Here is a 26808-nt window from a genome sequence, read left to right as displayed (position 1 = left end):
GTTCTTAAGGCTTGATTCCTGTTGCTGTTAATTCAGCCAAAGTAAGGCTTTGCCCACCAGTATTTTGAAGCCTTATGTAACGTCCTGATACATTGGTTGCTATTTTTGTAGGCCTGCCAGCTTTACCAGGGGTGTAAAAACTCTTAACACCTGGTTGTGCTAATGACTCCGCTACGCTGGTTCCTGTGAAAGGCACATCGGAAATAAATACATAAAAATTTATCGTACGATCATCACAGCAGTCAGTTCTATTATAAATATCCACTGTTTCAATTAATGGAGAAATAGCTTGTAAATCTACCTGCCAATATTGTTCAGCTGCCGCACCAGATTCACATACAGAACCACCACCCCAATCTCCATTGGTATTACCATCATTTCCCCTTGGCGCATTAAATGACGCAGAAGGATTTCTCCAAGAAGATGGCTTGCCCACTGACAAAACACCTTTATTCGGAGTCGGCGCCCTGAAAATATAATACTTGGTAGCCATTGCAGAATTTAAAGTAATATCACTTGTAGAAACTGATGTAACTTTTACCGGTAATAAATAATCTGTATCCAGATTAAGCATACCTGCTTTTACTACTAGGTTTGTTTGCTGAGAGGCAACACCATCCGTGGGGATTGTTAAGCTGGTGGCTTCCAATGCGTAACTCCCCTCTGGCATTATAGCGTATTTGGTATTATTTGCGCTGTTATATGTAGCAACTAGGCTATTATCTAAAGCAATTGTTACATCCGCATTTGCCGCTAAGGGGGCTATGACAGCCACTGCCACTGGAAATTTATATGGAGTGGTAACAAACGACAGTAAAACTTTACTTTCTGTAGCTACTTTACCCGATGGGACTATAAAAATAGCATTACTACCTTCTTTATTTGTATCTTCATTATTACTGCATCCTGTCAAAAATTTAAACAATGCAATAACACAAAAGAGAGATGTAAAATAAATTATTTTTTTCATTTTTTTCATTTTTTTTATTTTCTAAACTCATTAAAGTTACATTCTATAATACCCAATGATTACCATAATGGGTTCTGAACTAATTTATTGCTCTTCTGCATTTCAACTAATGGAATTGGATATAAATACATTTTCTTATCCCAAACTCTAGTCTCATAAGGAGTACGTTGGAAAAATGAAGCTTCAGTTGCCCCATTCATATTCATTCCATAAAAAGCTCCTCCTTGATGTCCCTCCGGTTGATCACCAATCATCCATCTTCTAACATCAAAATAACGTTGGCCTTCAGTAGCTAATTCAACTCGCATTTCTTTTCTTATCGCTAACCTTTGTGCTTGCTGATTCCCCATTATTTGTGGCTTAATAACAGTCAGTAACGGTATTCCTGCACGTTCTCTTACCTTATCTACATATTGCAATATTCTAGCATCATTCGGATTAACTTCATTTAAAGCTTCAGCATATAATAAGTAAAATTCGGCAAGTCTAAATATGATAGAAGGTCGGTACTTCGTTCTTGGAAAAGAACCTTCGTCTCTAACGGTTCTATCTAATTGTTTATATAATAGATAACCAGACCAAGGATAATTTTCAGATGAATTATCATTTCCGCTCCCTTTATTAAATTTAATTATATTAGTTCCAGTATGCCACTTACGTCCATGAAACATCACTGTTTGATAAAATCGAGGTTCTCTATTAATCCACATTTTGTAAGTTCCTACATTGGTTTGTCCACTTAGATCCTCTCCAGTTGCAGAAAATCCATTTTCACTATATTTAGTCGATTCTTTGATTGACAAACCATCTAACATAAAAAAGTCATCTACTAACTCTTGAGTCACTGCTATAGAAGCAAATCCTGCTCGTTCAGATCTTGGAGTCAATCTTCTATACGTACCATCCTCCCCTACAGATCCCCAATCATTATTAGGATTAGCCCAAATGATTTCACTATTATACTTGTCAAATAGTTCGTACAGAGATTTATTTGGATCATAAACTCCCTGGGCATTATTCACTTTATACAGTTGGTAATTTCCCGATTCTGCAAAAGTTATAAAGTCTTGTAGTGCATTCAATGCTTTTTGCCATTTCGTTTTATCAAATTCTGGAAAAATCTTTTTACCATCTTCAGGATTCTTTATCGCTAGAGCTTCTGCATAACCTCCATTTAAAAGCGGACTGGCCGCATAGATCCATAGCTTAGCTTTTACAGCCAGTGCCACCCCTTTTGTTGGAAGTGCTAAAAATGCATCAGCTGTTTCTTTATCATTAAGTTGACCTGCCACTTCAGTTAGTTCAGTATCTATAAAACTTACTACTTCATCTACCGAATTTCTAGAAAAATCTAAATCTGGTGAATTAGGGTCGGCTGAAGTTTTCATTATAGGAATTGGCCCATACAATTCGAACAACAAATAATGATAATATGCTCTTAAAAATCTAGCTTGCGCTTTCATTTTAGCAAGCTCAGCCTCATCAATATAATCTGCTGAACCACTTTGCGGAATTACTTTTGCATTTTCCAAAAATAAATTTGCCTGTCTAATTTGGCGGTATAACATATTCCATCTATGAAATGGTGCATTCCCTGCATTATACCCGTTAGATGTTAGATTCCTTAGGGTCCCTTGAGCCATTTTCAGTTCATCTGTTGCGCCAGTCCATGGATTATCTAAACCATCCAGCACATAATCTGTTCCAAATATCATACAAGAACTATTGGGAATTCCCGTAAAAATATTTCTATGAAACATCCTCGTATTAGAAGGCATACTAAATACCTTCTCCATAGTCATTTCACCAGCCAATTCGTCTGATACATCTAAATAATCTTTACTGCAACTTATAGATATAGCAACAAACAAGAATAAAATGGCTATATGTATTTTATTTTTTAATTTCATCTGTAATTTTTTTAAAGTGTTAGTTCAAGCCCGAAAGTTATTGTCCTAGGTATCGGATAATTCATACCCGCATTTTCATTTCCTATTTCCGGATCCCACATTTTAATCTTATCCCATACATAAAGATTGTTTCCCATTACGTATATTCTTCCGGTAGTCAATCCTAATTTGCCTAATAAACTTTTATCTAAATTATACCCTATCTCAACATTTTTTAGACGTATATAGCTAGCATCTCTTAACCACCAAGTACTAGCTACCCTATTATGAAAATAAGTTGTCGATCTTAGACGTGGGTACAATACATTTTGAGAGGGGTTCTCTACAGTCCACCTGTCTAACCCTTCTTTTCTTACAGAACTTTCTTCAACTCCATAGGTAAAAGGAAAGAAGCCTTCAGGATTTTTTTCTCCAAGTACAGTAGATACATTACCTGCACCTTGGAAAAATCCGTTCAAATAAAAATTCTTGTACTCAACATTAAAACCAAGACCGTAAACTATTTCCGGTACGGTAGGCTTCGCTATAGTGGCTCTAGTTTGATCAAATTGATCAATTTTCCCATCTCCATTCAGATCCGAGTATTTAATATCACCCGGCAAATTATTAGAGTTTAGTGTGGAAACAGCCAACCCATTTTTTAAAGCATAAACTTTCGTTCCATTTACTTGCGATACATTAAAATCGTCTTCAGTATAAAGACGTTCTGCAATATATAAATTAGGAGAGTTCAAGCTGGTGCCTGTAATGTTCATCCATGAATAAGGCTGCTTAACCTCATCATATTCCGCTATTTTATTTCTGGCAAAAGTGAAAGTTTCCCTAACACTTACCAAAACTTCTCCAAAACGTTTTTTTGCATTAAAACTAAAATCAAGCCCTTTATTGGTTACCCTCCCAAAATTCTGCCATGGTGCTTGTCTAAATCCTGTTGATGCCGAAACAGTATTTCTTTGCAACAAGATATTATACCTGGAATTGTTAAAATAATCAATTTGCAACGTTACATTATTATTAAAAAGACCTAGATCAATTCCTATATTTCGTTTATCTTCAATCTCCCAAGACAAAGTTGGCGCCGCAAACCTTCCCTCTGCATAACCACCAATACCATTTAATGAACCACTTCCTCCAATACCAATTGGGTAACCCGTTGCATCAACAAAAGTTCCTCTATATAAAAACCTATCACCTCCAGTGTTATCATTTCCAGTTCTTCCAATAGAGGCTCTAATTTTTAAATCGTTAATTACATCTTTTACGCCTTTAAAGAAATTCTCATTACTTGCATTCCATGCGATACCTATTGCAGGGAAAAATCCATATCGATTGCCCTTAGAAAAAGCTTCACTTCCTGTAACTCCAAAATTTGCTTCAATAGAATATCTACGATCAAACATATAGGTAGCTCTACCTATATAGGCTTGTTTTCGAAAGGCAAGTGCTTCGTTACTATATTGAGTTTCCTTTTGATAAAACAAGATCATTCCCCCTACAACATGCTTATTGTTAAAGGTTTTATCATAATTCAGAGAAGTCTCAAGATATATGTTTTTATTTCCACTATTTGTTTCAGAAGGTTCTCCAAAAGGCAATTCATTAACCGTTTGACTATAAATTAAATTTCCATTAATATCTCTTCCATTTGCAATAAACTGCGCAGGTGTTTTGGTCCTTGTAGAAATATATTTCGAGTCGGAATCATAACTAACCACCCCTTTTATCATCAATCCATCCGTAACTATATCTAGTTTTTGCTCTATCGCCACTTTTGATTGTAAGCTACTTCTCCATTCTTTTGCATAACCAGATTCCATAAGTGAATTATAGGGATTGGAACGGTTGGCACTAGGAGATGGATGTGAGGCAAATTTTCCATCAGAAAAAAGCATTGGATATAAGTTCGGAGGTGCTATAGTCATATTTCTAAACAATGCTGCAGTTCCTACGCCTGGATAATTTGTTTCCAAATACTGACCACTTAAATCAACTCTTAGTAAAGTACTATTAGTCACATCAAAGTCCACATTTGAGCGTAGATTATAACGCTTTAATCCAATATTATTTTCGTAATTTACATTCGGGTTCGATTTAAAAATACCCGTTTCTCCAAAATAAGCTCCAGAAATAAAGAAACGTGCTTTGTCTCCTCCTCCTCTAAAATTCAATGTATGTCTTTGATTATTTGTGGTATTTTTCAATAAACTGAGCCAATTTACATCTGGATATAAATCAGGATCTAAACCTGATTGAGTTCTTGCTATTGCTTCTGGGGAATATTTAGGTTGTAGTCCTTCGTTACTCAAACCCTCATTGTAGAGTTTCATAAAATCAACCGCACCTAAAAACTCTGGTAAACGAGTAGGTTGTAAAAAGCTATACTCTCCACGGTAGCTAATCAATGTTTTCTGTACTTTACCTCTTTTCGAAGTAATTAACACTACTCCATTGGCTCCCTCAGCTCCGTATATGGCGGTGGATGCAGCATCTTTTAATACGGAAAAAGTCTCTATCTCATCTGGTTCTATATCGTTCATGCTCCTAGGTATTCCATCCACTAAAACCAGTGGTGTTGTACCTCCCTTAAAGGAACTAATACCTCTGATCCAAAATTCAGAATTATCATAACCCGGTTCTCCCGAACGTTGAACAGCTATAACACCAGCGATTCGACCTGCCAAATTATTACTTAAACTCCTACTTGGCAATTTTAGCTCTTCTCCTTTTATAGTGCTAATTGAGCTCACTACGCTTTCCTTTTTTTGCTTTCCAAATCCAACTACAACAACATCATCTAATGAAGTAGCATCATCTTGTAACACAATGGTAAGAGTAGTCGAGGCTTGTTTTAAAGAAACTTCTTTTATTAAAAAACCAGTATAAGAAATAACAAGTACAGCATTTCTATCTTTCACGGTTAATTTAAAGTTACCATCAAAATCAGCCTGAGTCCCATTTGTTGTCCCTTTTTCCAAAACGTTGGCTCCTGTCAATGGCTGTCCTGATCCATCAACCACTTTTCCAGAAATCTCAATACCTTGCATTTCTTTGCGGACCATTGCATGTTTTAAATTTTCCTTGATCACTATGGTACTGCCATTAGAAACCTCAAAATAAAATTTATTATTTGTTAAACTTTGCTCTAATAGTTTAGTTACAAAGATCTCGCCCTTTTTTAAATACACCTTAGGAGCTTCGTTAAATAGCTCTTTAGGGTAAATGAAACGATAATCGGTTTGCTTTTTAATAATTTTAAAGACCTGATCTACCGTAACCAATTGGTCATGGTCTATCTTTATCTTTTCTTGTGCTATCGCATTTCTAGTGGTAAAACTAAAAACGGTGGTACAAAATAAAAAGATGAAAGTTTTCATAATGGTTAAAAATAGCCGCTCTTTAAAATAAGAAAGAGCAGTGGTTAATTTAATTTTCATAAATTTGCTTGGTGTTAGTTATACAATGATTAATACTCAATTAGGAGGGACGAAGTTCAAACACCGCCAAATGTTGATAAACTTCGTTCCCTTTTTTATTTTTTTTTATGTCTATCTCAATACAATCGTTTTTCCATTTATTCTATATTCTCGAATAATCCCAAAGCTTTTGATCGTTGATAATATATCTTGTAAGTTTTGATTTTTATCTAAAACACCAACAAACTTCTGATTTTCAAGCGATTTGTTCAAAAAAACAAAATCAACATCATACCATCTCGATAATACCTTCGTCATTTCTATTAGGGTTAAGTCTTCAAAACTGAAAACTCCTTCTTTCCATGATATTTCACTATAAACATCAATAGTTGACACTGTCATCATTTTATTATTGGTATCTAAAACGGATCGTTGACTAGGTTTCAAAAATTGTTTTTTCCCGTCAAGATTTACTGTAACCTTACCTTCCACTAGGGTCGTATATACATTATACTCATCTCCATAGGCTTTTATATTGAATTCCGTACCCAACACTTCAACTTCTTGATTCTTATTCAATACTTTAAATTTAGCCCCTTTGTGGTTAGTGCTTGGAGACACATCAAAATAAGCTTCTCCATAAACCAACTCTACTTGTCGCATTTCACCTTCCGCAAATGCAACAGGATATTTTAATTTTGATCCTGAATTCAACCAAACCTTCGTTCCATCAGATAATTTGACAAAATATTGCCCTCCTCTAGGAATAGTCAAACAATTAAAGCCTTTTCTCGAGTTTGAATTTACGCCGGAACTATAAACCAGTTTTTCCCCGTTACTTTTCACACTATTGGACACATAACTTTTACCTTTCCCTAGCGTAATATTGGATCCATCTTCTAACGTAAGTATTGCCTTTTCTTTTCCAGGCTCAACGGTTAATACAATAGGCAATTTTTCTATAGGTGAACTAAAAAACGTATCCCTGAAGAAATAACTCGTAATTAACAGCCCCGATATAATTGCCGCTGCTGATAATCTCCAGTAGAACTTCTGATTAGTCACTTCGATTCTTTGTACCAATTTTTTCCAATCGGCTTCCTTATTTATTTGATTCACTAAATTTTGTCGCTTTTTCATTAGAGAATCATCATTAATATTTTTAATGATGTAATTCGTATCTTCACTATTAAACAACTGAGATTCTGACATCTCAGTCTTCTTTTTTTTGTTTAAAAATGAAGCGGCTAAGCTCTTCGATAAGTTAATTATTTGTTCAAAATTGGACATAGGAGATCTGATTATATTATTAAGACGATAGAATGATTGAATAGGGTGAAAAAAAAATGCTAAAATTTTAAGAAAATTTTAGCATTACAAAACGGTAAAGAAAGCTACTTAAAAAACTTAAGTAAGAAAAACAATAAAAAGTAATATTCTTCCAGCAAAGGCCTTAACCTTTTATACGCTATTTTTTTTTGAGTTTTAACTGTATTGACAGACAAACCTAACTCATCAGCTATTTCTGAAACTGTAAATTCTTTCATACTTAACCTGATAATGTATGCGCATTTATCTGGAAGCTCATTTATTGCTTTTTCAATAATACATGACGCTTCAAGAACAACCACTTCACGAAAAAAAAATGATTCCGTTTCCATCTTTTCTAACTTCTTAGCTGATAAAAAATCTGTTGATTTATATCGTTTGCTTCGTAAGTAATCTAACGATTTGTTTTTTACTGAGGTGTAGAGATATGCCTTTGTATTGTTAATGTTTTGGAATTCAATTTTATCTTCCCATATTTTGAGAAAAACGTCCTGAACTACATCTTTTGCAACATCTAAATCTTCTAAGTATTTATTTGAAAGCAAACACAGAGACACATAAAACTCATCAAAAAGGTTTTTATATTCTTTTATAGTCATCTAATACAAAGTGGTTTATGGTTGGTTATTTGTTTTCAAATCTATATAAAAGAAATCAAATTTTACAATTTGGACACGTCTATTTTAAAATTTATTAATATAAGATTGCATGTTATTAATTATTTTTAAGATTTCCTGTTGGAGAATATACTACTAAACAGGAACCAAAAGCGTTCCTCAATTGGTACTTATTTCTTATGATTCTCTATCGAAAAAAGAATGATGAATCTTTTAAAGTATAGAGAAAATGGCAATTGCTCAATTGAAACGGTACAAAATAGTTCAGAAAATTTAAATACAGAAACACAATCTACTACTACAAAAAGTGGCATTCCCTTTTTATTAGGATCGTGTTTCGAAAATACAAACTTCAAATTCTTCAAGTGACAAATTGAAGTAAGAAATTACCTTAAGTGACATATTATTTTATAATATTCTTCCAAAAACTGATAGGGCTTTTCGAGATTATTCTATCCCACTAAGACAAGACTTTAGAGAAATCTGAAACTTTTTTGTCATCTCATTATTTGAATCATAATTTCTTCTATATGCTCTTCATCTGTTCCGCAGCAACCACCAAATACATTTAGGTGAGGAAAAAAAACGTTTAATTCTTTATACTTTTTACCTAATTCCTTAGGATTCCCTCTGTCTAATACGGTAGCCTCGTCCAATTCCGTATGACTTTTACAAGATGCATTTGCTCTGATGCCTTTTATTCTTTTTATCCATTTTTCTTTTTCATTTTCCTTTTCCTTTAGTTCGTTTAGAAAATGAGTTGGATGTGCACAATTTATCATAAAATATAATGGCGGAACGGCCGCGCTTTCATCTACTTTTTCAATTGCCTCTTTTAAACTCATACCCGTTGGTAACTTCCCATCGGTCTCTACAGTATAAGAAATAATCACCGGTATCTTAAAAGCTTCGGCTGCTTTTACGATGCCAATTGCTTCTTCTACGTAATTCATCGTTAAACCAGAAATAAAATCAACTGAAGTTCGACTTAACACCCCAATTTGCTCTGAATGATATCGTTTTGCTTCTTCTATAGTCATACAGTTATTTGGTGTATATCCGTCACCACGTGGCCCTATACAACCACTTATGAGAATAGAATCTAAATCATTTTCAAATTCTTTTTTTAAATCTGTCAAAAGAGTGACAGCTTTTTCATTTAACTCGGATAGTTTATTTCTGGAATACCCTATTTTCTCAATCCAATCTGGATTTGCCCGCCAAGTGGGACTTTCTAAAATAAAATTTGTCTTATATTTTTTTGCAATTTTTAAATATCGAGTATAATAATTTTTAACAGCCATGTACCCCTCCTGATGTCGCAATAAATCAAAAGCCGCGAAATGAGGAAGCTCAAATCCTTCAAGGAAAATTAATGTTGTTTCGAGTCCGCCATCCGTTAAGAACACATCGTCGGATTCATTTGGTAAGGTATTTTTACTTTTTTTCATACTCTTTTAAAAAAAATAATAAACCGCTAAAAATCAAATAAATAAAACCTAAATATACAAAATATTGAATTTATTAAACTAAAAAAAATGCAAATAGTCTGAGACATTCCCCGCTTTCCATAAGAAAACTATGAAAACTGGGCTTCAATTTTTTTCAAATCAACACGTGTGCCCCCTTACTTCTTCTTCACAATAAAAACATTTCCTGCAGGATCTGTAATCCAATGCATATTTTTTGGTATTTCCTCAATTTCATCACATGTTTCTACACCGTTTGAATTCAAATATTTTGTTGCTTGGTCAACATCTGCAACATTTAATTCCAACCAAGTTTCTGAATGGGTATAATTATCAACACAATCCAACCAAATAATAGTTGCACCAAATTTTACCTTATGAGTTTTTGAAACAGTTGGATTTGTAATGGGCTTTTCTTCTACTTCAAGTTTGAGAATATCCCTGTAAAAAGCAACGGTCTTCTCATACTTAATCTTGGGAATCTTAATGGCAATATTAATTCCTCCTTCAAATTTTGTTTCCATATTTGTTTACGTTAGAACGTTGAAATATAAATGATTCGCTTAAAATTCATTAAAGTTAAATATTTTTTTACTGATATTTCATTCATCTAACTTGAATTACTGGTACGAAGTCAAGTGACATTTGATCCTGCTTTTCATGAAAACACTTTCCCAAGCAAGGACTTAAAAGCTATTAACGGATTACAAACAAAACAACGGACCTACTTTGCGAAAAATTCGTACTAAAGATTTACTTACTATTTTAGTATCATCCTAAGCTAATCTGAAGTCTCTAGTAAAAGCCTGCTACTAATAATTGCTAAAAATAAGAACGCTGATTACGGTTTGAACAGCACCAAGTTTTAATCTTTTTGGTTCGTTTTTTCCATCTTTCTACTTAAATAAGACTTCTCTGTTTTTTTATTACATTTGATATAACGTTTCTCCCCCTTATCTAAAAGACTAAATTTCAATAAATTAAAAACACAAAACCATTGTTTTTAATTTCAAATGACTACGTCTAATGAGTTATTCTATACATAAGTATTTATGAGAAAAAATATTCCCCTCCTCTCTTTGGTATTCTTCATGCAAATTACAGCGGTATTTGCCCAAACAGCACCTATCGATAGCCTGAAACAACTACTGAAAAAGGAAAAGCAAGATTCGAGCCGTGTACTGTTGATGAGTCAGCTCTCCAGACTTTATCTATTCAATATGCCTGATACTGCTTTAGCACTAAGCCAAAAGGGCTTTGCTCTAGCAAAGAAAATTGAATATGCAAAAGGTGAAGCAATGAGCTTGAACGGAATTGCCAACACCTTTACTTACACAGGGAATTATCCCAAAGCCTTAGAACTGCATTTAGCCTCTTTGAAAATGGCAGAAGCTGTAAAAGACCTAAACATAATACGAATTGCCAATGCAAACATAGCAACAGACTACGCTTACCTAGGTAATTACTTCCACTCTATTCCCTACACATTCAAAGCCCTAAGCATAGCCAAAAAGCTCAATGACAAAAGGGCTATTACCAATAGTCTTTCTGATCTTGGGGATAGTTATGAAAAATTAAATATATTGGATTCCGCTAGAATCTACACCAACCAGGCTTATGACTTAGCTCTGCAGCAAAAGGATCCATCTGCAACAGGAATTGCTTTAAATAATCTAGGCAATATCTATTCAAAAATGAGACAGAATGCCATTGCTGAAGCCAACTATAATTTAGCTATACCCTATTTATTACAGACAGACAATTTCGATGCCTTATGTGAACTATACCTTGGAATGGCAACACTCTCACGAAGAGCAGGCAAAGCAGACTCTTCATTGTTCTATGCAAAACGCTCTTTGGCCTACGGAAAAAAAGCTGGTTTTACAGGAAGAGTAATGAACGCCAGTAAGTTCCTTACGGATTATTATATTTCAATACACAATATCGATAGTGCCTTCGTGTATCAAAGCGCCACTATTATGGCTAAAGACAATTTGTTCAGCCAAGAAAAGCAACGAGAGATCCAAAATCTAACTTTTGAAGAGACCATACGTCAACAAGAAATTGCATTGGCCAAAATTACGGAAGAAAAACATCGGAGCGATAACATACAATTTGGTATCATTGCCCTTTCTATCGTGAGTTTTATTGCTCTTTTTTTACTACTTAGCCACACGGTAATCGTTTCTGAAAAATGGATTCGCTTTTTGGGCGTGTTAGGACTATTGCTTTTCTTTGAATTCCTTAACCTTTTTTTTCACCCTTATATCTCCAAAGTAACCCATCATTCTCCCATGTATACCTTGCTGATTATGGTACTGATCGCCTCGATCCTAATTCCATTGCATCACAAAATTGAGCATTGGATGCAAGAGAAAATGATAGCCAAAAACAAGAAAATGAGACTTGCAGCTGCTAAAAGAGCTATCGCACTATTGGAAGAAGAAGAAAATTCACAGTAAATAACATCAACAATTAAGACTCCTCTTTATGCTATAGTAAAAGCTAAAAAATAGAGGTTACCAAAGGCAACCTCTATAACAAAAACAAAAAAAAAATTATATATATTGATTTATAATATTCTCAAACAACTCTTGCTTACCACTTTGTAATTTTAATTCTCCATTTTCATTTGCTATTGCATACAAATCTTTCAGATTTAATTTTCCATCAGCAAAATCTTTTCCTTTTCCAGAATCAAATGAACCATATCTTTCAGTTCGTAATCTTTCATAAGGGGATGAAGTAATAATTTTGTCCGCAATTAACAATGCTCTTGCAAAAGTATCTGCACCTCCAATATGAGCATGAAATACATCTTCTAAATCGGTAGAATTTCGTCTGACTTTAGCATCAAAATTCACACCTCCACCTTGCAATCCCCCTGCTTTTAAAAACACAAGCATTGCCTCTGTAGTTTCTTGAATATTATTGGGAAATTGATCTGTATCCCAACCGTTTTGGTAATCTCCTCTATTTGCGTCAATACTACCCAACATTCCAGCTTTTGCTGCCACAGCTAACTCATGTTGAAAAGTATGTTGCGCCAATGTTGCGTGGTTTACTTCTATATTGATTTTAAAATCTTTATCCAATCCATATTCTTTCAAAAATCCAATTGCTGTAGCCGAGTCAAAATCATATTGATGTTTTGAAGGCTCCATTGGTTTTGGCTCAATAAAGAAAGTTCCTTTAAAGCCTTGCGCCCTCGCGTAATCTCTAGACATCGTTAAAAACTGAGCCATATGATCCAATTCCCTTCCCATATCTGTATTCAGTAGAGACATATAACCTTCACGTCCTCCCCAGAATACGTAGTTTTCCCCGTCTAAGGCAATGGTAGCATCTAAGGCTAATTTTACTTGTCCCCCAGCTCTTGCTACTACATTAAAATCAGGATTTGTAGCTGCTCCATTCATGAATCTTGGATTAGAGAAACAATTTGAAGTCCCCCAAAGCAACTTAATTCCAGATTCCGCTTTTTTCTGCTTTAAATATTCGGTAATAGCAGCCAAACGTCTTTCAGATTCTGCAAAAGTTGGTCCCTCAGCAATCAAATCATAGTCATGGAAACAGAAATAATCAAAACCCATTTTGCTGATAAACTCAAAAGCAGCATCCGCTTTATCTTTGGCTGCTTGTAATGGATCTGATGATTGATCCCAAGCAAAACTTTGTGTTCCCGGTCCAAATGGATCGCTTCCTTGTCCGCAGAACGTATGCCAGTAGGCAATGGCAAATTTGAAATGCTCACGCATTGTTTTACCAGCTACAACCTGCTCTGGATTATAGTATTTAAATGCTAAGGGATTATCCGATTCTTTTCCTTCAAATTTAATTTGACCAATTCCTTTGTAGTATTCTTTATTTCCTAAAACTACCATTTATTTATTTTTTAACGTTAATATAAATTCTAATTCCTGCTTCCATTTTTGATATGCCTTATTATATAACTCTCTGTCTTTTAAAGGAAAAAAAGTCATCACATGATCATTAGTTGTAATACTCGAACCAAATTTTTCAAAATCACCATCTATCAAACCTACCGCTCTTGCGGCTCCAACTGCTCCTGTAGTATTATAAATTTCTATTTCATGACCTATAAGCGTAGCCACTGTGTTCGAAAAAATCTCAGAACGAAATAGATTATCATTACCCGCTCTAATCACGTTTATAGTTGCATTATCATCTTTTAAACATTCCATCCCATAGACAAAAGAAAAAGCAATACCTTCTAAAGAAGCTCTAAACAAATGGGCACTGTTATGTATGTTTAAATTCAGATTCAAAAAGTGTGTTCCAATATTTTTATTGTTAAACATACGCTCTGCTCCATTACCAAACGGAATGACTACAACACCTTCAGATCCTATGGCGATCTTCGAAGCCTTTTCATTCATCGTTTCATAGGATTCATCCCCCATATTGTTTTTCAGCCAACGGTACTGAATTCCCGCTCCGTTTATATTAAGTAACTTTCCTATTCTTGGTTTTTTTTGATCGTAGTTCACATGAACAAAGTTATTTACTCTGGTACTGTTGTTTCCCTCTGAAATATCACTAACGGCATAAAATACTCCAGATGTACCTCCTGTAGCGGCAACTTCTCCTGGATTTAACACATTTAAAGCCAATGCATTATTAGGTTGATCTCCTGCTCTATAAACTACCGGAATTCCAAGAGGAAGTCCAGATTCTTTAGAGCCTTGCTCACTCAACAGTCCTTGATTGGTGAAATTCTCCACTATAGTAGGAGTCAGAGCCTGATCGATTCCGTAATAATCCAGCAACCAATCTGCTACTTTATTCTCTTTATAATCCCAAAACATTCCCTCTGACAGACCGTTTTTAGTGGTGGTAAAAACACCCGTAAGTCTGTAAGCGATGTAATCCCCTGGCAACATATACTTATAAATGTTCTGATATATCTCAGGCTCGTTTTCTTTTACCCACTTCAGTTTAGATGCGGTAAAATTACCTGGTGAATTCAACAGCTGACTCGCGCATTTATCCTTCCCCAGCTCTTCAAAAGCTTTATCTCCAATTTGAACTGCCCTACTATCACACCAAATAATAGCGTTGCGCAAAGGAATCCCCTTTTGATCAACGATAACCAATCCATGCATTTGATACGAAATTCCAATACCTTGGATTTTTGAAGCATCAATATTTGCCTCTCGCAGAGCTCTTTTGGTCGCCATGCAGATATAGGCCCACCACATATCAGGATCTTGTTCAGCCCAATCAGCATGCAATGACACGATTTCCATTTCGTTTTGTGGTTCATGCAAAACAATTACTTTTTTACCTGTTGCCGCTTCTACCAAGGCAACCTTGACCGAAGAACTCCCAATATCATATCCTATATAATACATAACTTATAACGATTCTCTTAAAATTAAACTTGTTGTTATATAACACTGCATCACTTCATCATGGGTGATAAATGCAGCCGCTTTTGTACCTAATTCTTCAAAATCAGTCGAGACAACTGAGATTCCTTTGTAAATAAATTTCTTCATTGGCGTTTCGTTATAAGACAAAAAACCAACCTGATTCCCAGGCTCCAATTTCTTTACCTTGCACTGATCTAAAAAACGACCTAAAATCCGATCACTCACACTTATATAAGCAATTCCTTCTTCAATATCAAACCTTTTAGGATCGGTGATAATTTGAAATTCAAAATTAAAATCTGCACAAAATTTCTTAAAAAAGTCTAAAACTTCTTTAGGATGCTGGGTGTAATTTGGATAAATAAACTGTAGGCTTTTATATCTACGAAACGATTCTACCGCTCCGGTCAAAGCATCATAAAACGCTTTTCCAAAATCTTGAAAAACGTAGTTATTCTTTTTTTCTGCATGAATATTCCAGTCGATCAGTAGTAATTTATCACGGGATAATGCCGATAAGGTGGGCACTATATCACTATGGTCAAAATTCATAACCACATATTTGTAATATTTCCCAACACTATTATTAATTATCGCTTTAAAAACATCTATATTATAATGATGAAATTGAACATCAGTAATGATATTATCTGGCAAATTATTCACAAACGAATCATACAAAACCTCTTTATAGGCTTTAAAAGTATCCAATACCAAAAGTACTTTCCTGGTTTCCCCAGAAACGTAATAGCCTTTGTTTGGCACTGAATCAATCACATTTTGGTCTTTCAAAATAGTATAGGCTTTAAAAACAGTATCTCTTGACAACTGATTTTTTTTACAAATACTATTTACAGATGGAAGTAAATCACCTCTCTGTAAAATATTCTCCGCGATAGCATTATTTATTCCGTTTACTAATTGTTGGTATTTTGGTATATCACTATCGTGATTAATCACAAACACAAACTCTTCTCTATTCTCGTTCATCATACTGTTCTGTTCCGTTCTGTTCTGCTAAAATAAGTATAGTTCTTTTGATAAAAAAGCTTTTCTGTGAAAACTTTGATTTTTGTCCATAAAAAAAGATCACCTATCTCTAGACAATCTTTTTATATTTTAAGCCTTTAAACAGCCTTAAGCTGCAAATAAAGCATGTTTATTATAATTATACAGTACCAAATCATATGGCACTAATTTTTCTCCGATTTTTTCCGAGGAAGGATTAAAATGAATACCGTTATGCTTCCTGAATAAATAAATCTCTTTTAGACAATTAGACAAACTTTGATGAATTGTCGTTGTAAAAATTGGCAACTGCTTATCCCCCTCTAACAGGTCTATTTGATAATTTGAACTGCTTTTAGAAAGGTTGTTCCCAATGATTCTTATCGTAAATGTCGTTTCTTTTCCGTGTTGTTCACCTTGATATTGTACTACCATAATTTTTTATTAAAAAGGTTCTATATTTTTTTAAAATTACTTATTCGTTTAATTTGAAAAATTAAAGTTATGAAAAAAAGCAGTTCTACAAAAAAAATACATTCTAAATTAAATGTTATTTTTTTAGTGAACACCAAAAGACCATTTCATTTTCAGACATAAAAAAAACCGTAACGAATTACGGTTTCTACAATTAACTAAATATATTTAATCTACTTTTTTCAAAGATTGTAAGATCCATTCCTAAGCACGATTAATTTGGGCAACTATTGTAATTCTTTTTCTATATTAATTTCCAACAAAAACGGGTTTCCACTTTCATCCAACATGGTCATATTCAGAGAATCTTGTATGGCTAAATTTTTAGATACGCTGCCTATAAATTTATTATACGAAAGATTCATCTCCGACAAATGGCTCAATTTTTCAACCTCTCTAGGAATCTCACCACCAAAACTGTTATCAAACAAACTCAGATTCTCTAAAGCACTCAAATTTTCAACTTCCGCACTCAAATTACCCGACAATTTGTTATTATTCAAAAGCAATACTTTTAAGTTCACAATCTTGTATAGCGAACTTGGCAACTGTCCTTGAATTTCATTTTCAAATAGACTTAAAACTTCCAATTGATTTAACTTTCCAATATCAGCAGGCAATACCCCTGAAATTTTATTTCTAAAAAGCGACAAGGTTTTCAACTTTTTCAATTCACAAATCGCTTCCGGAATACTTCCTACCAGTTGATTCGCAGAAACATCTAAAGATTCCAATTCTTTAAAATTAAGAATCGCCGGCAATAATTGCCCCTCAAGCTTATTTTTATGCAAATCCAACTCCGTTAAATACACTAAATCATAAAGAACATCTGGCAATTGGCCTTGTAAATTGTTATCTGCCAAAGAAAGCCCAACGACTTTCCCATTTTCAGTTTGCACTCCATACCAGGTCGCTACAGACAATGATAAATCCCATTTTATTTTCCATTGCGATCCGTTGGTAGCCTCATACAACTTTATAAGAGCATCTTTCTCTTTATCTGATACCGTATCGGCAAAAACATTAACTGAAAAAACAAGCGCTAAAAAAAGAGGAATTAAATTTTTCATAACTTTATTTGCCTTTAGTTTACTGCACTAAATTACGCATTTAATAGATATAAAGCATAAAATATCGATAAAGTGTCAATTAAAATAAATTTAACACGACTTAGCCTACTTATTAATACGAGATAAAGAGTTGTACTTTTTTTACTAAATTTGAACAACTAATCCTAAAAACCTCATATTATGGAAATTAACTTTATTGCATTACTTCTAGCAGCAGCTGTAACACTTGTAGTCGGTTTTATCTGGTACCATCCCTCTGTTTTTGGAACCATCTGGATGAAAGAAAACAATTTAACCCAAGAAGAACTCCAAAAGGGAAACATGCTCAAAATCTTTGGACTTACCTATCTTTTCTCCCTAATGATCACCGTAATACTAATGTCACTCACCATTCATCAAACGGGAGCCTTTGGCATGGTTGGAGGTCCCCCTTTACTAGAAAGTGCTAAACCTTCTTTCAAAGCCTTTATGGATGATTACGGAACGGCTTACCGTACTTTTAAGCACGGAGCTCTTCATGGCTTTATGTCAGCCTTGTTTTTCGCTCTACCTATCATTGGAATAAATGGTTTATTTGAAAGGAAATCCTGGAAATATATATTCGTTCACGTCGGATTTTGGGCGGTATGCCTAACACTTATGGGCGGAATTGTTTGTGCGTTTGCCTAAACTTATCATCATAAAACCCGTTTGAAATAAGCACTCAAACGGGTTTCTCTTAATAATAACCAAAACCAAGTTAGTTATTACAATTATTACCTAATTTTGACAAAATTAGTTTACACTTTTGAATACAACCTATTCTTTCCAAATATACAATTGCGCTTCCGTACTACCTTTAGAATGGAATTCGCTAACTACTGAAAATATTTTTTTGAGACGCGAATACCTTGAAGTGCTTGAAAAATCTTCTCCAGTAAACATGATCTGTCATTTTATTGGAATTTTCCAAGACGAAACACTCGTGGGAATTGCGCTTACTCAATTTTTATTCTCAGAAAAGCTAGCCTCTTTCGGAGAACGTGACCAATGCTTAAAAACTTCCGTACGCAATTTCGCTTTTAAGAAATTTGCCTCTCATGTATTATTCATAGGCAACAATATGCTTACAGGGCAGAATGCTTACGCCTTAGCACCAACCGCCAACCAAAGCAAAGCACTAAAAGCACTCCATAAAGCCATAACAGCGCTTAAAAAAGATTTCAAATCAAAAGGCAAAAAAGTTCACATTACTAGTATAAAAGATTTCACCGAAAGTGAAATTGATCCTTTGAAAGTTGAGTTTAAAAACAATTATACGTTTTCAACCCAACCAAATATGGTTTTTGAAATCAATAAAGATTGGAAAACTGAGCAAGACTATATTGAGGCATTATCAAAAAAATATCGCGATCAATACAAACGGGCACGAAAAAAAGCCGAGGGTATTGAAAAACGAAAAATGTCTTTAGCAGAAATCATTAAACACGAGGACACTATTTACAGTCTCTATTATCATGTGGCCGAAAATGCCCCTTTTAATACTTTTTTTCTAGCCAAAAATCACTTTCGCTGCTTCAAAGAAATCATGAAAGACAATTTCTTGTTTTATGGTTACTTTATAGACAATAAACTCGTTGGATTCAATACTTTAATCAAAAATGGGGCGGTAATGGATACGTACTTTTTAGGTTATGATGACACCATTCAGCGCGAGAAAATGCTCTATTTGAACATGCTGTATGACATGATAGCCTACTCCATCAATCAAGGTTTTACGGAAATCGTTTTTGCACGAACCGCACTTGAGATAAAAAGTTCTGTTGGCGCCAAACCCAAACAAATGTATGGATTGATTACCCATAGCAATACTCTAATCAATCAAAATATGGCTACATTATTTAATTATCTCGAACCTAAAACCCATTGGCAACAGCGGAATCCTTTTAAATAATAGCAAGCCCAAAATTTAAAACGCCCAACACCTGCTTTTCCACTTTAAGGAATAGCAATTTTCATTTGCTTATGTAAAATATGAATTTCTAAGCAGCTTTGAGCGCCACAGTACTCACCATCTATTTGAAAGTTTACTGGAAAATCTGTTTCTATTGTGGCTTTATCTGTTGAAATAATCACGATATCATCGGAGTCAATAGGCATATTTCCCGTGATGATTTTTCCCAATATTAATAAATCCAAATTTTTAAGAACCACCAACTCAAATTTTCCATCATTCATAGTACCACTTGGATTGATCACAACACCCGTACCGTATTTTTGAGAATTAGCAATAACAATCATCCTAGCGCTATGTTCCACTACATCATTATTCGCAGAAATAGTCGCTACAAAAGGCTCATCTTCATCTTTTAATACTGAAAAAGCTTGCAACGCATATCCCCAGAAACCACGTAAATTACTTTCCTCATAATTTTTGATCAAGCTAGCATTCAAACCAATATCGCTTAAGTGAATACTTTTTTTGCCATTGATACAAATCATATCCATTTCCATGAAATTGTTCAAAAAAGCAATCTTTAAATTTTCTTCCAGCGGCGTAGGTAAATTCAAGTCGACTGACAAACCATTTGCAGAACCTGCTGGTAAGATTCCCAATATAACATCATAATGCTCCATCGCTTCTGCCACCATCTTTATGGTGCCATCTCCACCAGCTACGACAATTCGCTCTGGTGAAAAATCATTGTAAATCAGTTGAATCGCTTTAGTATCTTCTTTTCCTGTGGTTTGGTATACCGTCAGATTAAAATGGTGCATAACCGCAAACTCCTGTACAGCTTCAATTAAATCAGACTTATCTAGATCACCAGATATTGGATTCACAACAAATACGATATTCTTTTTCACCATTTTAGTTTTTAAATCAATTTAAATAATTAATTTACAGCATCTATAAAAGTACATAATTAATGAAACCAATTTTACAATTATATAGAGGTTATGCCAACGAACAAGAATTAATTGTAATGGGACATGTATTTAAAACATTGTATGATTATGATTTTCAAAAGACAAACTTTAAAAACGCCACTAAAATTGTTAATTTATTTAGGATAAAAACACTTTCAAATTTTGATGTGTATCTTAAATATGGCGACCAAGAGATCCACTCCAAAACCTTGGACGATGGTTATTTTAAATTTTGTATTCCACTTATTAATGAACCTAATTTTGGTTGGATGCCCTACCAAGTAAGCATTAAATATAAAGGGGAGCTTATCATCGAACACGGCAGTTTTATCAGACCACATGAAGGAAACTTAGGCATCATTTCTGATATTGATGATACTTTTTTGATTTCTCACACCCACAATTTCTTTAGAAAAATATACATTCTTTTGTTTAAAAACGTGAACGATCGCAAAGTTTTCAAAGATGTGGTTCCTCATTACCAGGCCTTAAGTTCAGCCCTGCGACATAACAAAGAGGAGCAAAATGCTTTTTTTTATATCTCCAGCAGTGAATGGAATCTGTATCGGTTCATTGCCAAATTTACTAAAATACATCACCTACCAAGAGCCGTTATCCTCCTAAGGGATATCAAAAGAGGGATTACGGACTTTTTCCTTAGCGGAAGAGGCAATCACGATCATAAATTTGAAAAAATAAAACATGTTTTAGAATTTTACCCTAACCTGAAATATGTATTACTAGGTGATGACTCGCAACATGACCCTTATTTATATGAGCGTATTTGCAAAATATTTCCCGTTACTGTAAAAGCAGTTTACATTAGACAAACTGGAAAATACCCCAAAAATTCTACCAAAGCCATTTTAAAAAACTTAGAAAATTTAGATGTTTCGGTTTGTTATTTTAAAGATAGTAGTGAAGCTATTATACACTCCAAGCATATTGGGATTATAAAGTGATTCGCTTCTAAAAGAAAAGGAAAAACAACCAACAAGAGGTTTCCTGATTCTTCATAGAGCTGTCTGATCAGAAAAAAACAGGACAAAAAAAAAGCACTTCTTGTCGAATGAAAAACCAAAAGAGGTCTTTTCCAACAATAGAAATGCTTTTTTTATAAGGACAGAAACAAAACAACTAATAAGTTGTGATTCTTATTTTATGCAGTAAAATTATCAATCTCTTCTTGAACAACTTCCCAGTCTAAAAGCAACTGGTCTAAATCCTTTTTCTTTTTATTGTAGGCTGTAAAAAACGAAGCATCTTCAATATGTTTGTCATAATTAGAAAGCAACAATTTATCATCATGTTGAATGTCTTTTTCTAATTGTTTGATCTGACTTTCTATCTTGCTTAATCGGTTTTGCAAGGCTTTTCCTTTTTTCTGATCTTCGTATGAAGTTTTATTACTTTCTTTTGGAGCAGCTGCCTTTTCAACATCTTTTTTCTCAACTTCACGCATATTTTCTAGATTGCGTTGCTCTAAGAAATAATTGATATCACCTAAATATTCTTTTATTTTTTGATCCTTGAATTCGTATACGATATTAGACATCCCCTGCAAGAAATCCCTATCGTGAGAAACCAATAATAGGGTTCCGCCAAATTTTTGAAGTGCAGCTTTTAAAACGTTCTTCGATTTGATATCCAAGTGATTCGTAGGCTCATCCATCAGTAAAACGTTGATCGGCTGCAACAATAACTTACAAAGTGCCAAACGATTACGCTCTCCTCCTGAAAGTACTTTTACCTTTTTCTCCACATCATCTCCACGAAACAAAAACGACCCCAACATATCACGAACCTTAGAACGATTGGTATCCATTGCAGCATCTTCCATGGTTTGTAATAAGGTAATTTCACCATCTAGATATTCTGCTTGATTTTGAGCAAAGTATCCCAATTGCACATTGTGTCCTAATTTGATACTTCCTTTATACTCAAATTCATCTACAATAGCTTTGATAAAAGTAGATTTCCCTTGACCATTCTGACCAACAAACGCAATTTTACTTCCACGTTCTACCAATAAATTGATTTCTTTCAAAATCGTTTTATCACCATAACTTTTCGTTACATTCTCCGCTTCAACCACCACTCTTCCTGGTTCTTTTGAAACTGGAAAAGAGATATTCATGACCGAATTATCGTCTTCATCCACTTCAATTCTTTCAACCTTATCTAATTTTTTAATCAACGATTGCGCCATAGAAGCTTTAGAAGCTTTTGCACGGAATTTCTCAATTAATTTTTCAGTCTCTTCAATTTTTTTAGCTTGATTCTTTTGCGTAGCCAACTGCTTCTCACGAATTTCATGACGCAATTCTAAATATTCAGAATACGGTTTATTGAAATCATAAGCCTTACCTAATGAAATCTCGATCGTACGATTGGTCACATTATCCAAGAACATCTTATCGTGCGATACAATCACTACCACACCAGGATAGTTACGCAAGAAACTTTCCAACCAAATGATACTCTCAATATCCAAGTGATTGGTAGGCTCATCCAACAGCAAAATATCATTAGACTGCAATAATAATTTCGCTAACTCGATACGCATTCTCCAACCTCCTGAAAAGGTTTCGGTTTGATTATTAAAAACGTCTCTTTTAAAACCAAGTCCCAAAAGAATTTTCTCCGTATCTCCAACATAATTGTATCCTCCTAGAAGATCAAAACGATGCGTATAATCGGATAAGTCTTCAATAATTTTGCTATATTCCTCACTTTCATAATCGGTTCTAGTCACCAATTGATGATTGATATGTTCTAGCTTTTTCTCAACAACTTTAATATCTGTAAACGCTTCATACGCTTCTTCCAAAACGGTCCTTCCTGCTTCAAAATCAATATCCTGACGCAAAAAACCCATTCTCACTTCTTTTTCGGTAGCGATTTGTCCTGAATCTGGTTTAAAATCCCCTGCGAGGATTTTAAGCATAGTTGATTTTCCTGCACCATTTTTCCCAACAAGTCCAACTCGGTCTCCTGCACCTAAACGAAAAGTTACTTCTTCGAATAAATATGAACCACCAAAAGAAACCGATAAATTATGTATATTAAGCATGTAATGTTATTTTATAACTAAGTGATTGTGTAAAGTTACACTCCCAAATCAATGGGTATTTTAATTTTTATTTTTGCAAATGTTGGAATAATATCGCTATCAAAAAACATAATTAACTAATAAATAACTAGTTACAAATCAAAAAAAAATAAACAGCAACTGAACTGTAAGCCCTGATTTTTTATTGATTTAATGTAGATCCAACAGTAAATTCGGTAGTAATTTATCTACTTTTTTCCTTCTAATTTTCAAAGTGCAAAAGTATGACTATTAATTTAAGATTTGACCGATTTAGGAAAGAAATTGATAATGAAATTTGCGGTATCGCATTGGTTCCCATTTCACAAAACTCAATAACCAAAGTAGTTAGCACAAATCAAAAGATTAGGCGAGTTGACTTTGCTAAATATTTCAACAAGGATTTTTTATTGCAATTCACCTTGTCGTCCTATTTTATAATACAAATAAATGCACCTACTCGAACTGAGAATTTTAGATTTTCTTCTCATGTTAAAAATCAGTACATTTACATCTCTGGGAATAGACAAATATCCCACTGCATAAAAAGAGAACTAATTCAATAGTAAACTCAACCTCAATTCACAAACCAAAACACACTTTACCGATTTACCAACAATTAAAGATATTATATTTCAAGAAAATGTTAAAAAAAGGATCCAAACTAAATAGTATTTTAACAGGAAGTTGTCCAAAATGCCAAAATGAAAGCATGTATTTTGATAAAAACCCACTTCATTTGACTAAAGTTCTCAAAATGAACGAAAAATGCAGTCATTGTGGATTAAAATATTTACTTGAACCCTCGTTTTTTTATGGCGCCATGTACGTCAGTTATGGCCTAAATGTAGCCGTCGGTATCGCCGCTTTTATTGTATCATTTGTTTTTTTTGAAACCAGTATTGAAACTTCCTTTTTGACCATTGTCATCACTTTAGTTGTACTGTTTCCATTTGTTTTAAGATGGTCAAGAAACATTTACATCAATATGTTTGTTTCTTATGATCCAGAAGCCGCTAAACAATAAACAAACTATCTCCTTTTCTTATAGAATCTGTTAATATCTATAGTAGGATCTAGCGGAATTTCATTTTCGATAAAATCAAATAATTCCTTGGCCATTGCGGGACCAAGCATAACCCCTCGTGTCCCTAAACCATTAAGCAAATGCAGTGATTTATAAACATCATGAGTTCCTATCATTGGCCTTCTGTCCCTAACTGTAGGTCTCACCCCTCCAAAGTGTGAAACAATTTCGAAATCACAATTGATAATTTCTTCTATACGCTCTAACAATTCTGCTTTTCCTTCTTCGGTAGGCAAATCCGTTTTGTCTTTCCAATTGTAGGTAGCCCCCACTTTGAATAAACTATTACCCAATGGCAATATAAAGACGCTCGTATTGACAATAACATCTAAATTAAGATCTGGAGCTTTTATGATAAACAACTCTCCTTTTGTACCATCCAGTGGTAAATCCCCAAAGAATGGGTTGGCATGCATTCCAAAACCTTCTGCGAAAATGATATGACGTGCCTGATACCCTTTGTATTGCACGAAATCTTCATTAAAAATTACTTGCGCATAATCAAACGACTCCTGAAGCAATAATCCATTCTGCTTTAAATACTCTTGGTACTGATCTAATAATAGTGCAGTATCCACATATCCCGTATGAAGCACTTCTCCATAATCATAAGGAGAATCAATTCCATGGTACTTTGTATAGATTAGTTTAGTGGAAAGAAACGGAGCCAACAAGGGTTTATCCGAGGCAGCAAACCAATTGTTCTGCTCTTCGATGGAAAAAAACTTTCTTAAAATAGGAAGCTTAAAATTAAACTTTACATTCAATTTCGCTTCTAGATCCCTGTAAAAACCTTCCATTAGAGCCAACTGCTCTTCAGCCTTCCAGACTTCACTGAACCGCTTCAAAATAACGGGGTTATACAAACCGCCAGCAATCCGAGAAGAATTTTGAGATTTATTATCTATTACAACAATAGATTTTTTGTTTTTAAGGGCAACTTCAGCATACGAAATTCCAGCCAAACCGGATCCAATAATTAAATAATCTATCATTTGTAAATAAAATAAAAAAAACTCTTACTACAAATGTAGTAAGAGTTTTTAGTTATATAGTAATTTTAACTACTTAGTAGTTCCACATGTCTTGTTCGAAATTACGAATCTTCTCTTTCACTCTTTCAGATTCTAACAACTGATTTTGTGCATTGTCTTTCATATAATCTTTAATCTCACGATCCCCGTAAAGGTTTTCTTCTTTATAGATTACTGCATTAAAACGTCTAGAATTTAAAATCTGATCAAACGAAATCGGAAGTGCTGAATTGTTGTCGTTAAACGCTTTGGCTTCATGTAAAGCTTCTCTCGCATTAGGGAAGAAAACCCAAAACAATTCAATATAATCCTTCTCGTCACTGTTCATGGTATACACATCAGGTGTTACAGGACAAATTCCAAGTAAACGATACTTCAATTCACTTTGACGTTTATCAAAATACCAGTATCCCTTTATTTTGTACTGTGTAACATCTGCAGCTGTAAGATCTTGTTTCAAGATATATTCAGCAGGAATTGATCTCGTAGGCCCTACTGTCTCATCAACATAAGTCACCACTTTCTTTTTACCAGTCCCTGTAACTACTTTTTTCTTTACAACACGTGTTTTGTAATCATCAGGATATTGATTGATAAGCTCTCTACCAGCATCCGTTGTATCAATACGAGACAATGATCCTCCGATGTCTTTCATCGATTTTTTTGTATTGAAATAACTATCAGTATACACTTCAGTTATTTTGCCGTTTTTAACCGCTTTCGTCAAGACATCATAAAGTGAACGTCTATCCGAACCAATATTAGCTGTATCTACTGGAAAGTACAATGGAAAATTGATTTTTTCATTCAAATCAATGATCTCCCAAGTAGTTTTTCCCATTAAGATATCTCTATCATCCACATAACCATAAGCCAAAGGCTTATCATTATCCGAGATAAGTTGCGCAGGAGTCTTAAGCCCTATCTGTGCAGGTGTTTTTGCGTTAAGCAAATTCGATTGCGCATTAGAGGCGAAACCTCCAGCGATAGAAACAATAGCTATTAAAAAAATTCTTACTTTCATCATGAT

The 26808-nt window shown here is 34.2% G+C and carries 21 protein-coding genes; 5 read left to right on the top strand and 16 right to left on the bottom strand.

All coding sequences use genetic code 11. The features are described 5' to 3' along the window. Window positions 1-4: 4 nt before the first annotated feature. The 7 genes from AC51AA_RS16565 to AC51AA_RS16535 form a co-directional block, all read right to left on the bottom strand. The gene (locus AC51AA_RS16565) at window positions 5-970 is read right to left on the bottom strand and encodes a BT_3987 domain-containing protein (protein WP_500703324.1); all 966 of its coding nucleotides are present in this window, start codon (window positions 968-970) and stop codon (window positions 5-7) included. A 59-nt stretch (window positions 971-1029) separates the two neighbouring features. Next, on the bottom strand, window positions 1030-2880 hold the full coding sequence (locus tag AC51AA_RS16560) for a RagB/SusD family nutrient uptake outer membrane protein (protein ID WP_500703323.1): 1851 nt from the start codon (window positions 2878-2880) through the stop codon (window positions 1030-1032). Between the two features lie 11 nt (window positions 2881-2891). Next, window positions 2892-6314, bottom strand: coding sequence for a SusC/RagA family TonB-linked outer membrane protein (locus AC51AA_RS16555; protein ID WP_500703322.1), 3423 nt, complete (start codon window positions 6312-6314; stop codon window positions 2892-2894). 111 nt (window positions 6315-6425) lie between these two features. Then, window positions 6426-7505 (bottom strand): FecR family protein, encoded by a 1080-nt coding sequence (locus AC51AA_RS16550; protein WP_500703321.1) that lies wholly within the window; start codon window positions 7503-7505, stop codon window positions 6426-6428. A gap of 182 nt (window positions 7506-7687) precedes the next feature. Continuing rightward, window positions 7688-8221, bottom strand: coding sequence for an RNA polymerase sigma-70 factor (locus AC51AA_RS16545; RefSeq protein ID WP_500703320.1), 534 nt, complete (start codon window positions 8219-8221; stop codon window positions 7688-7690). A 515-nt stretch (window positions 8222-8736) separates the two neighbouring features. Further along, window positions 8737-9690 carry a homocysteine S-methyltransferase family protein gene (locus AC51AA_RS16540; protein ID WP_500703319.1) on the bottom strand — a complete coding sequence of 318 codons (954 nt, stop codon included), beginning with the start codon at window positions 9688-9690 and terminating at the stop codon, window positions 8737-8739. Window positions 9691-9866: 176 nt separating this feature from the next. Then, window positions 9867-10232 carry a VOC family protein gene (locus tag AC51AA_RS16535; RefSeq protein WP_500703318.1) on the bottom strand — a complete coding sequence of 122 codons (366 nt, stop codon included), beginning with the start codon at window positions 10230-10232 and terminating at the stop codon, window positions 9867-9869. A gap of 528 nt (window positions 10233-10760) precedes the next feature. Here AC51AA_RS16535 and AC51AA_RS16530 point away from each other — a divergent pair. Next, window positions 10761-12170 carry a tetratricopeptide repeat protein gene (locus AC51AA_RS16530; RefSeq protein WP_500703317.1) on the top strand — a complete coding sequence of 470 codons (1410 nt, stop codon included), beginning with the start codon at window positions 10761-10763 and terminating at the stop codon, window positions 12168-12170. 96 nt (window positions 12171-12266) lie between these two features. Here AC51AA_RS16530 and xylA read toward each other — a convergent pair whose 3' ends face one another. The 5 genes from xylA to AC51AA_RS16505 form a co-directional block, all read right to left on the bottom strand. Then, the gene (gene xylA / locus AC51AA_RS16525; protein WP_500703316.1) at window positions 12267-13592 is read right to left on the bottom strand and encodes a xylose isomerase; all 1326 of its coding nucleotides are present in this window, start codon (window positions 13590-13592) and stop codon (window positions 12267-12269) included. Continuing rightward, entirely contained in the window at window positions 13593-15083 is a 1491-nt protein-coding gene (locus AC51AA_RS16520) for a xylulokinase (protein ID WP_500703315.1), read from the bottom strand. Between the two features lie 3 nt (window positions 15084-15086). Beyond that, window positions 15087-16097 (bottom strand): GntR family transcriptional regulator, encoded by a 1011-nt coding sequence (locus AC51AA_RS16515; RefSeq protein ID WP_500703314.1) that lies wholly within the window; start codon window positions 16095-16097, stop codon window positions 15087-15089. A 144-nt stretch (window positions 16098-16241) separates the two neighbouring features. Then, window positions 16242-16547 carry a hypothetical protein gene (locus AC51AA_RS16510; RefSeq protein ID WP_500703313.1) on the bottom strand — a complete coding sequence of 102 codons (306 nt, stop codon included), beginning with the start codon at window positions 16545-16547 and terminating at the stop codon, window positions 16242-16244. A 266-nt stretch (window positions 16548-16813) separates the two neighbouring features. Next, window positions 16814-17656, bottom strand: a complete 843-nt coding sequence (locus AC51AA_RS16505; protein ID WP_500703311.1) for a leucine-rich repeat domain-containing protein — start codon at window positions 17654-17656, stop codon at window positions 16814-16816. Window positions 17657-17836: 180 nt separating this feature from the next. Between AC51AA_RS16505 and AC51AA_RS16500 the strand changes: the two genes are divergently transcribed. Together AC51AA_RS16500 and AC51AA_RS16495 are read left to right on the top strand one after the other, a co-directional pair. Next, on the top strand, window positions 17837-18325 hold the full coding sequence (locus AC51AA_RS16500; RefSeq protein ID WP_500703310.1) for a DUF1761 domain-containing protein: 489 nt from the start codon (window positions 17837-17839) through the stop codon (window positions 18323-18325). 118 nt (window positions 18326-18443) lie between these two features. Then, window positions 18444-19589 (top strand): peptidogalycan biosysnthesis protein, encoded by a 1146-nt coding sequence (locus AC51AA_RS16495; protein WP_500703309.1) that lies wholly within the window; start codon window positions 18444-18446, stop codon window positions 19587-19589. A gap of 44 nt (window positions 19590-19633) precedes the next feature. Here the strand turns inward: AC51AA_RS16495 and AC51AA_RS16490 are convergent, their stop codons facing one another. Next, complete coding sequence (locus AC51AA_RS16490) at window positions 19634-20503, bottom strand: diacylglycerol/lipid kinase family protein (protein WP_500705651.1); 870 nt, start codon at window positions 20501-20503, stop codon at window positions 19634-19636. A 62-nt stretch (window positions 20504-20565) separates the two neighbouring features. Here AC51AA_RS16490 and AC51AA_RS16485 point away from each other — a divergent pair, with 62 nt between their 5' ends. After that, complete coding sequence (locus tag AC51AA_RS16485) at window positions 20566-21528, top strand: App1 family protein phosphatidate phosphatase (protein WP_500703308.1); 963 nt, start codon at window positions 20566-20568, stop codon at window positions 21526-21528. A gap of 197 nt (window positions 21529-21725) precedes the next feature. Here the strand turns inward: AC51AA_RS16485 and AC51AA_RS16480 are convergent, their stop codons facing one another. After that, on the bottom strand, window positions 21726-23639 hold the full coding sequence (locus tag AC51AA_RS16480) for an ABC-F family ATP-binding cassette domain-containing protein (RefSeq protein ID WP_500703307.1): 1914 nt from the start codon (window positions 23637-23639) through the stop codon (window positions 21726-21728). A 661-nt stretch (window positions 23640-24300) separates the two neighbouring features. Here AC51AA_RS16480 and AC51AA_RS16475 point away from each other — a divergent pair. Further along, window positions 24301-24684: a DUF983 domain-containing protein gene (locus AC51AA_RS16475; RefSeq protein ID WP_500703306.1), complete on the top strand. Its 384-nt coding sequence runs from the start codon at window positions 24301-24303 to the stop codon at window positions 24682-24684. 5 nt (window positions 24685-24689) lie between these two features. On the opposite strand, the gene AC51AA_RS16470 is transcribed toward AC51AA_RS16475, so the two are convergent. Both AC51AA_RS16470 and porN read right to left on the bottom strand, forming a co-directional pair. Beyond that, a complete protein-coding gene (locus AC51AA_RS16470; RefSeq protein WP_500703305.1) occupies window positions 24690-25739 on the bottom strand; it encodes an NAD(P)/FAD-dependent oxidoreductase in 1050 nt (349 codons plus the stop codon). Between the two features lie 73 nt (window positions 25740-25812). After that, complete coding sequence (gene porN / locus AC51AA_RS16465; protein ID WP_500705650.1) at window positions 25813-26802, bottom strand: type IX secretion system ring subunit PorN/GldN; 990 nt, start codon at window positions 26800-26802, stop codon at window positions 25813-25815. Between the last annotated feature and the right edge of the window lie 6 nt (window positions 26803-26808).

It is taken from the genome of Flavobacterium sp. OHVDL-2026-0007 (assembly GCF_059882335.1).
The sequence above is the reverse complement of the archived record's forward strand: the minus strand, read 5'-3'. Positions and strand labels throughout refer to the sequence as shown.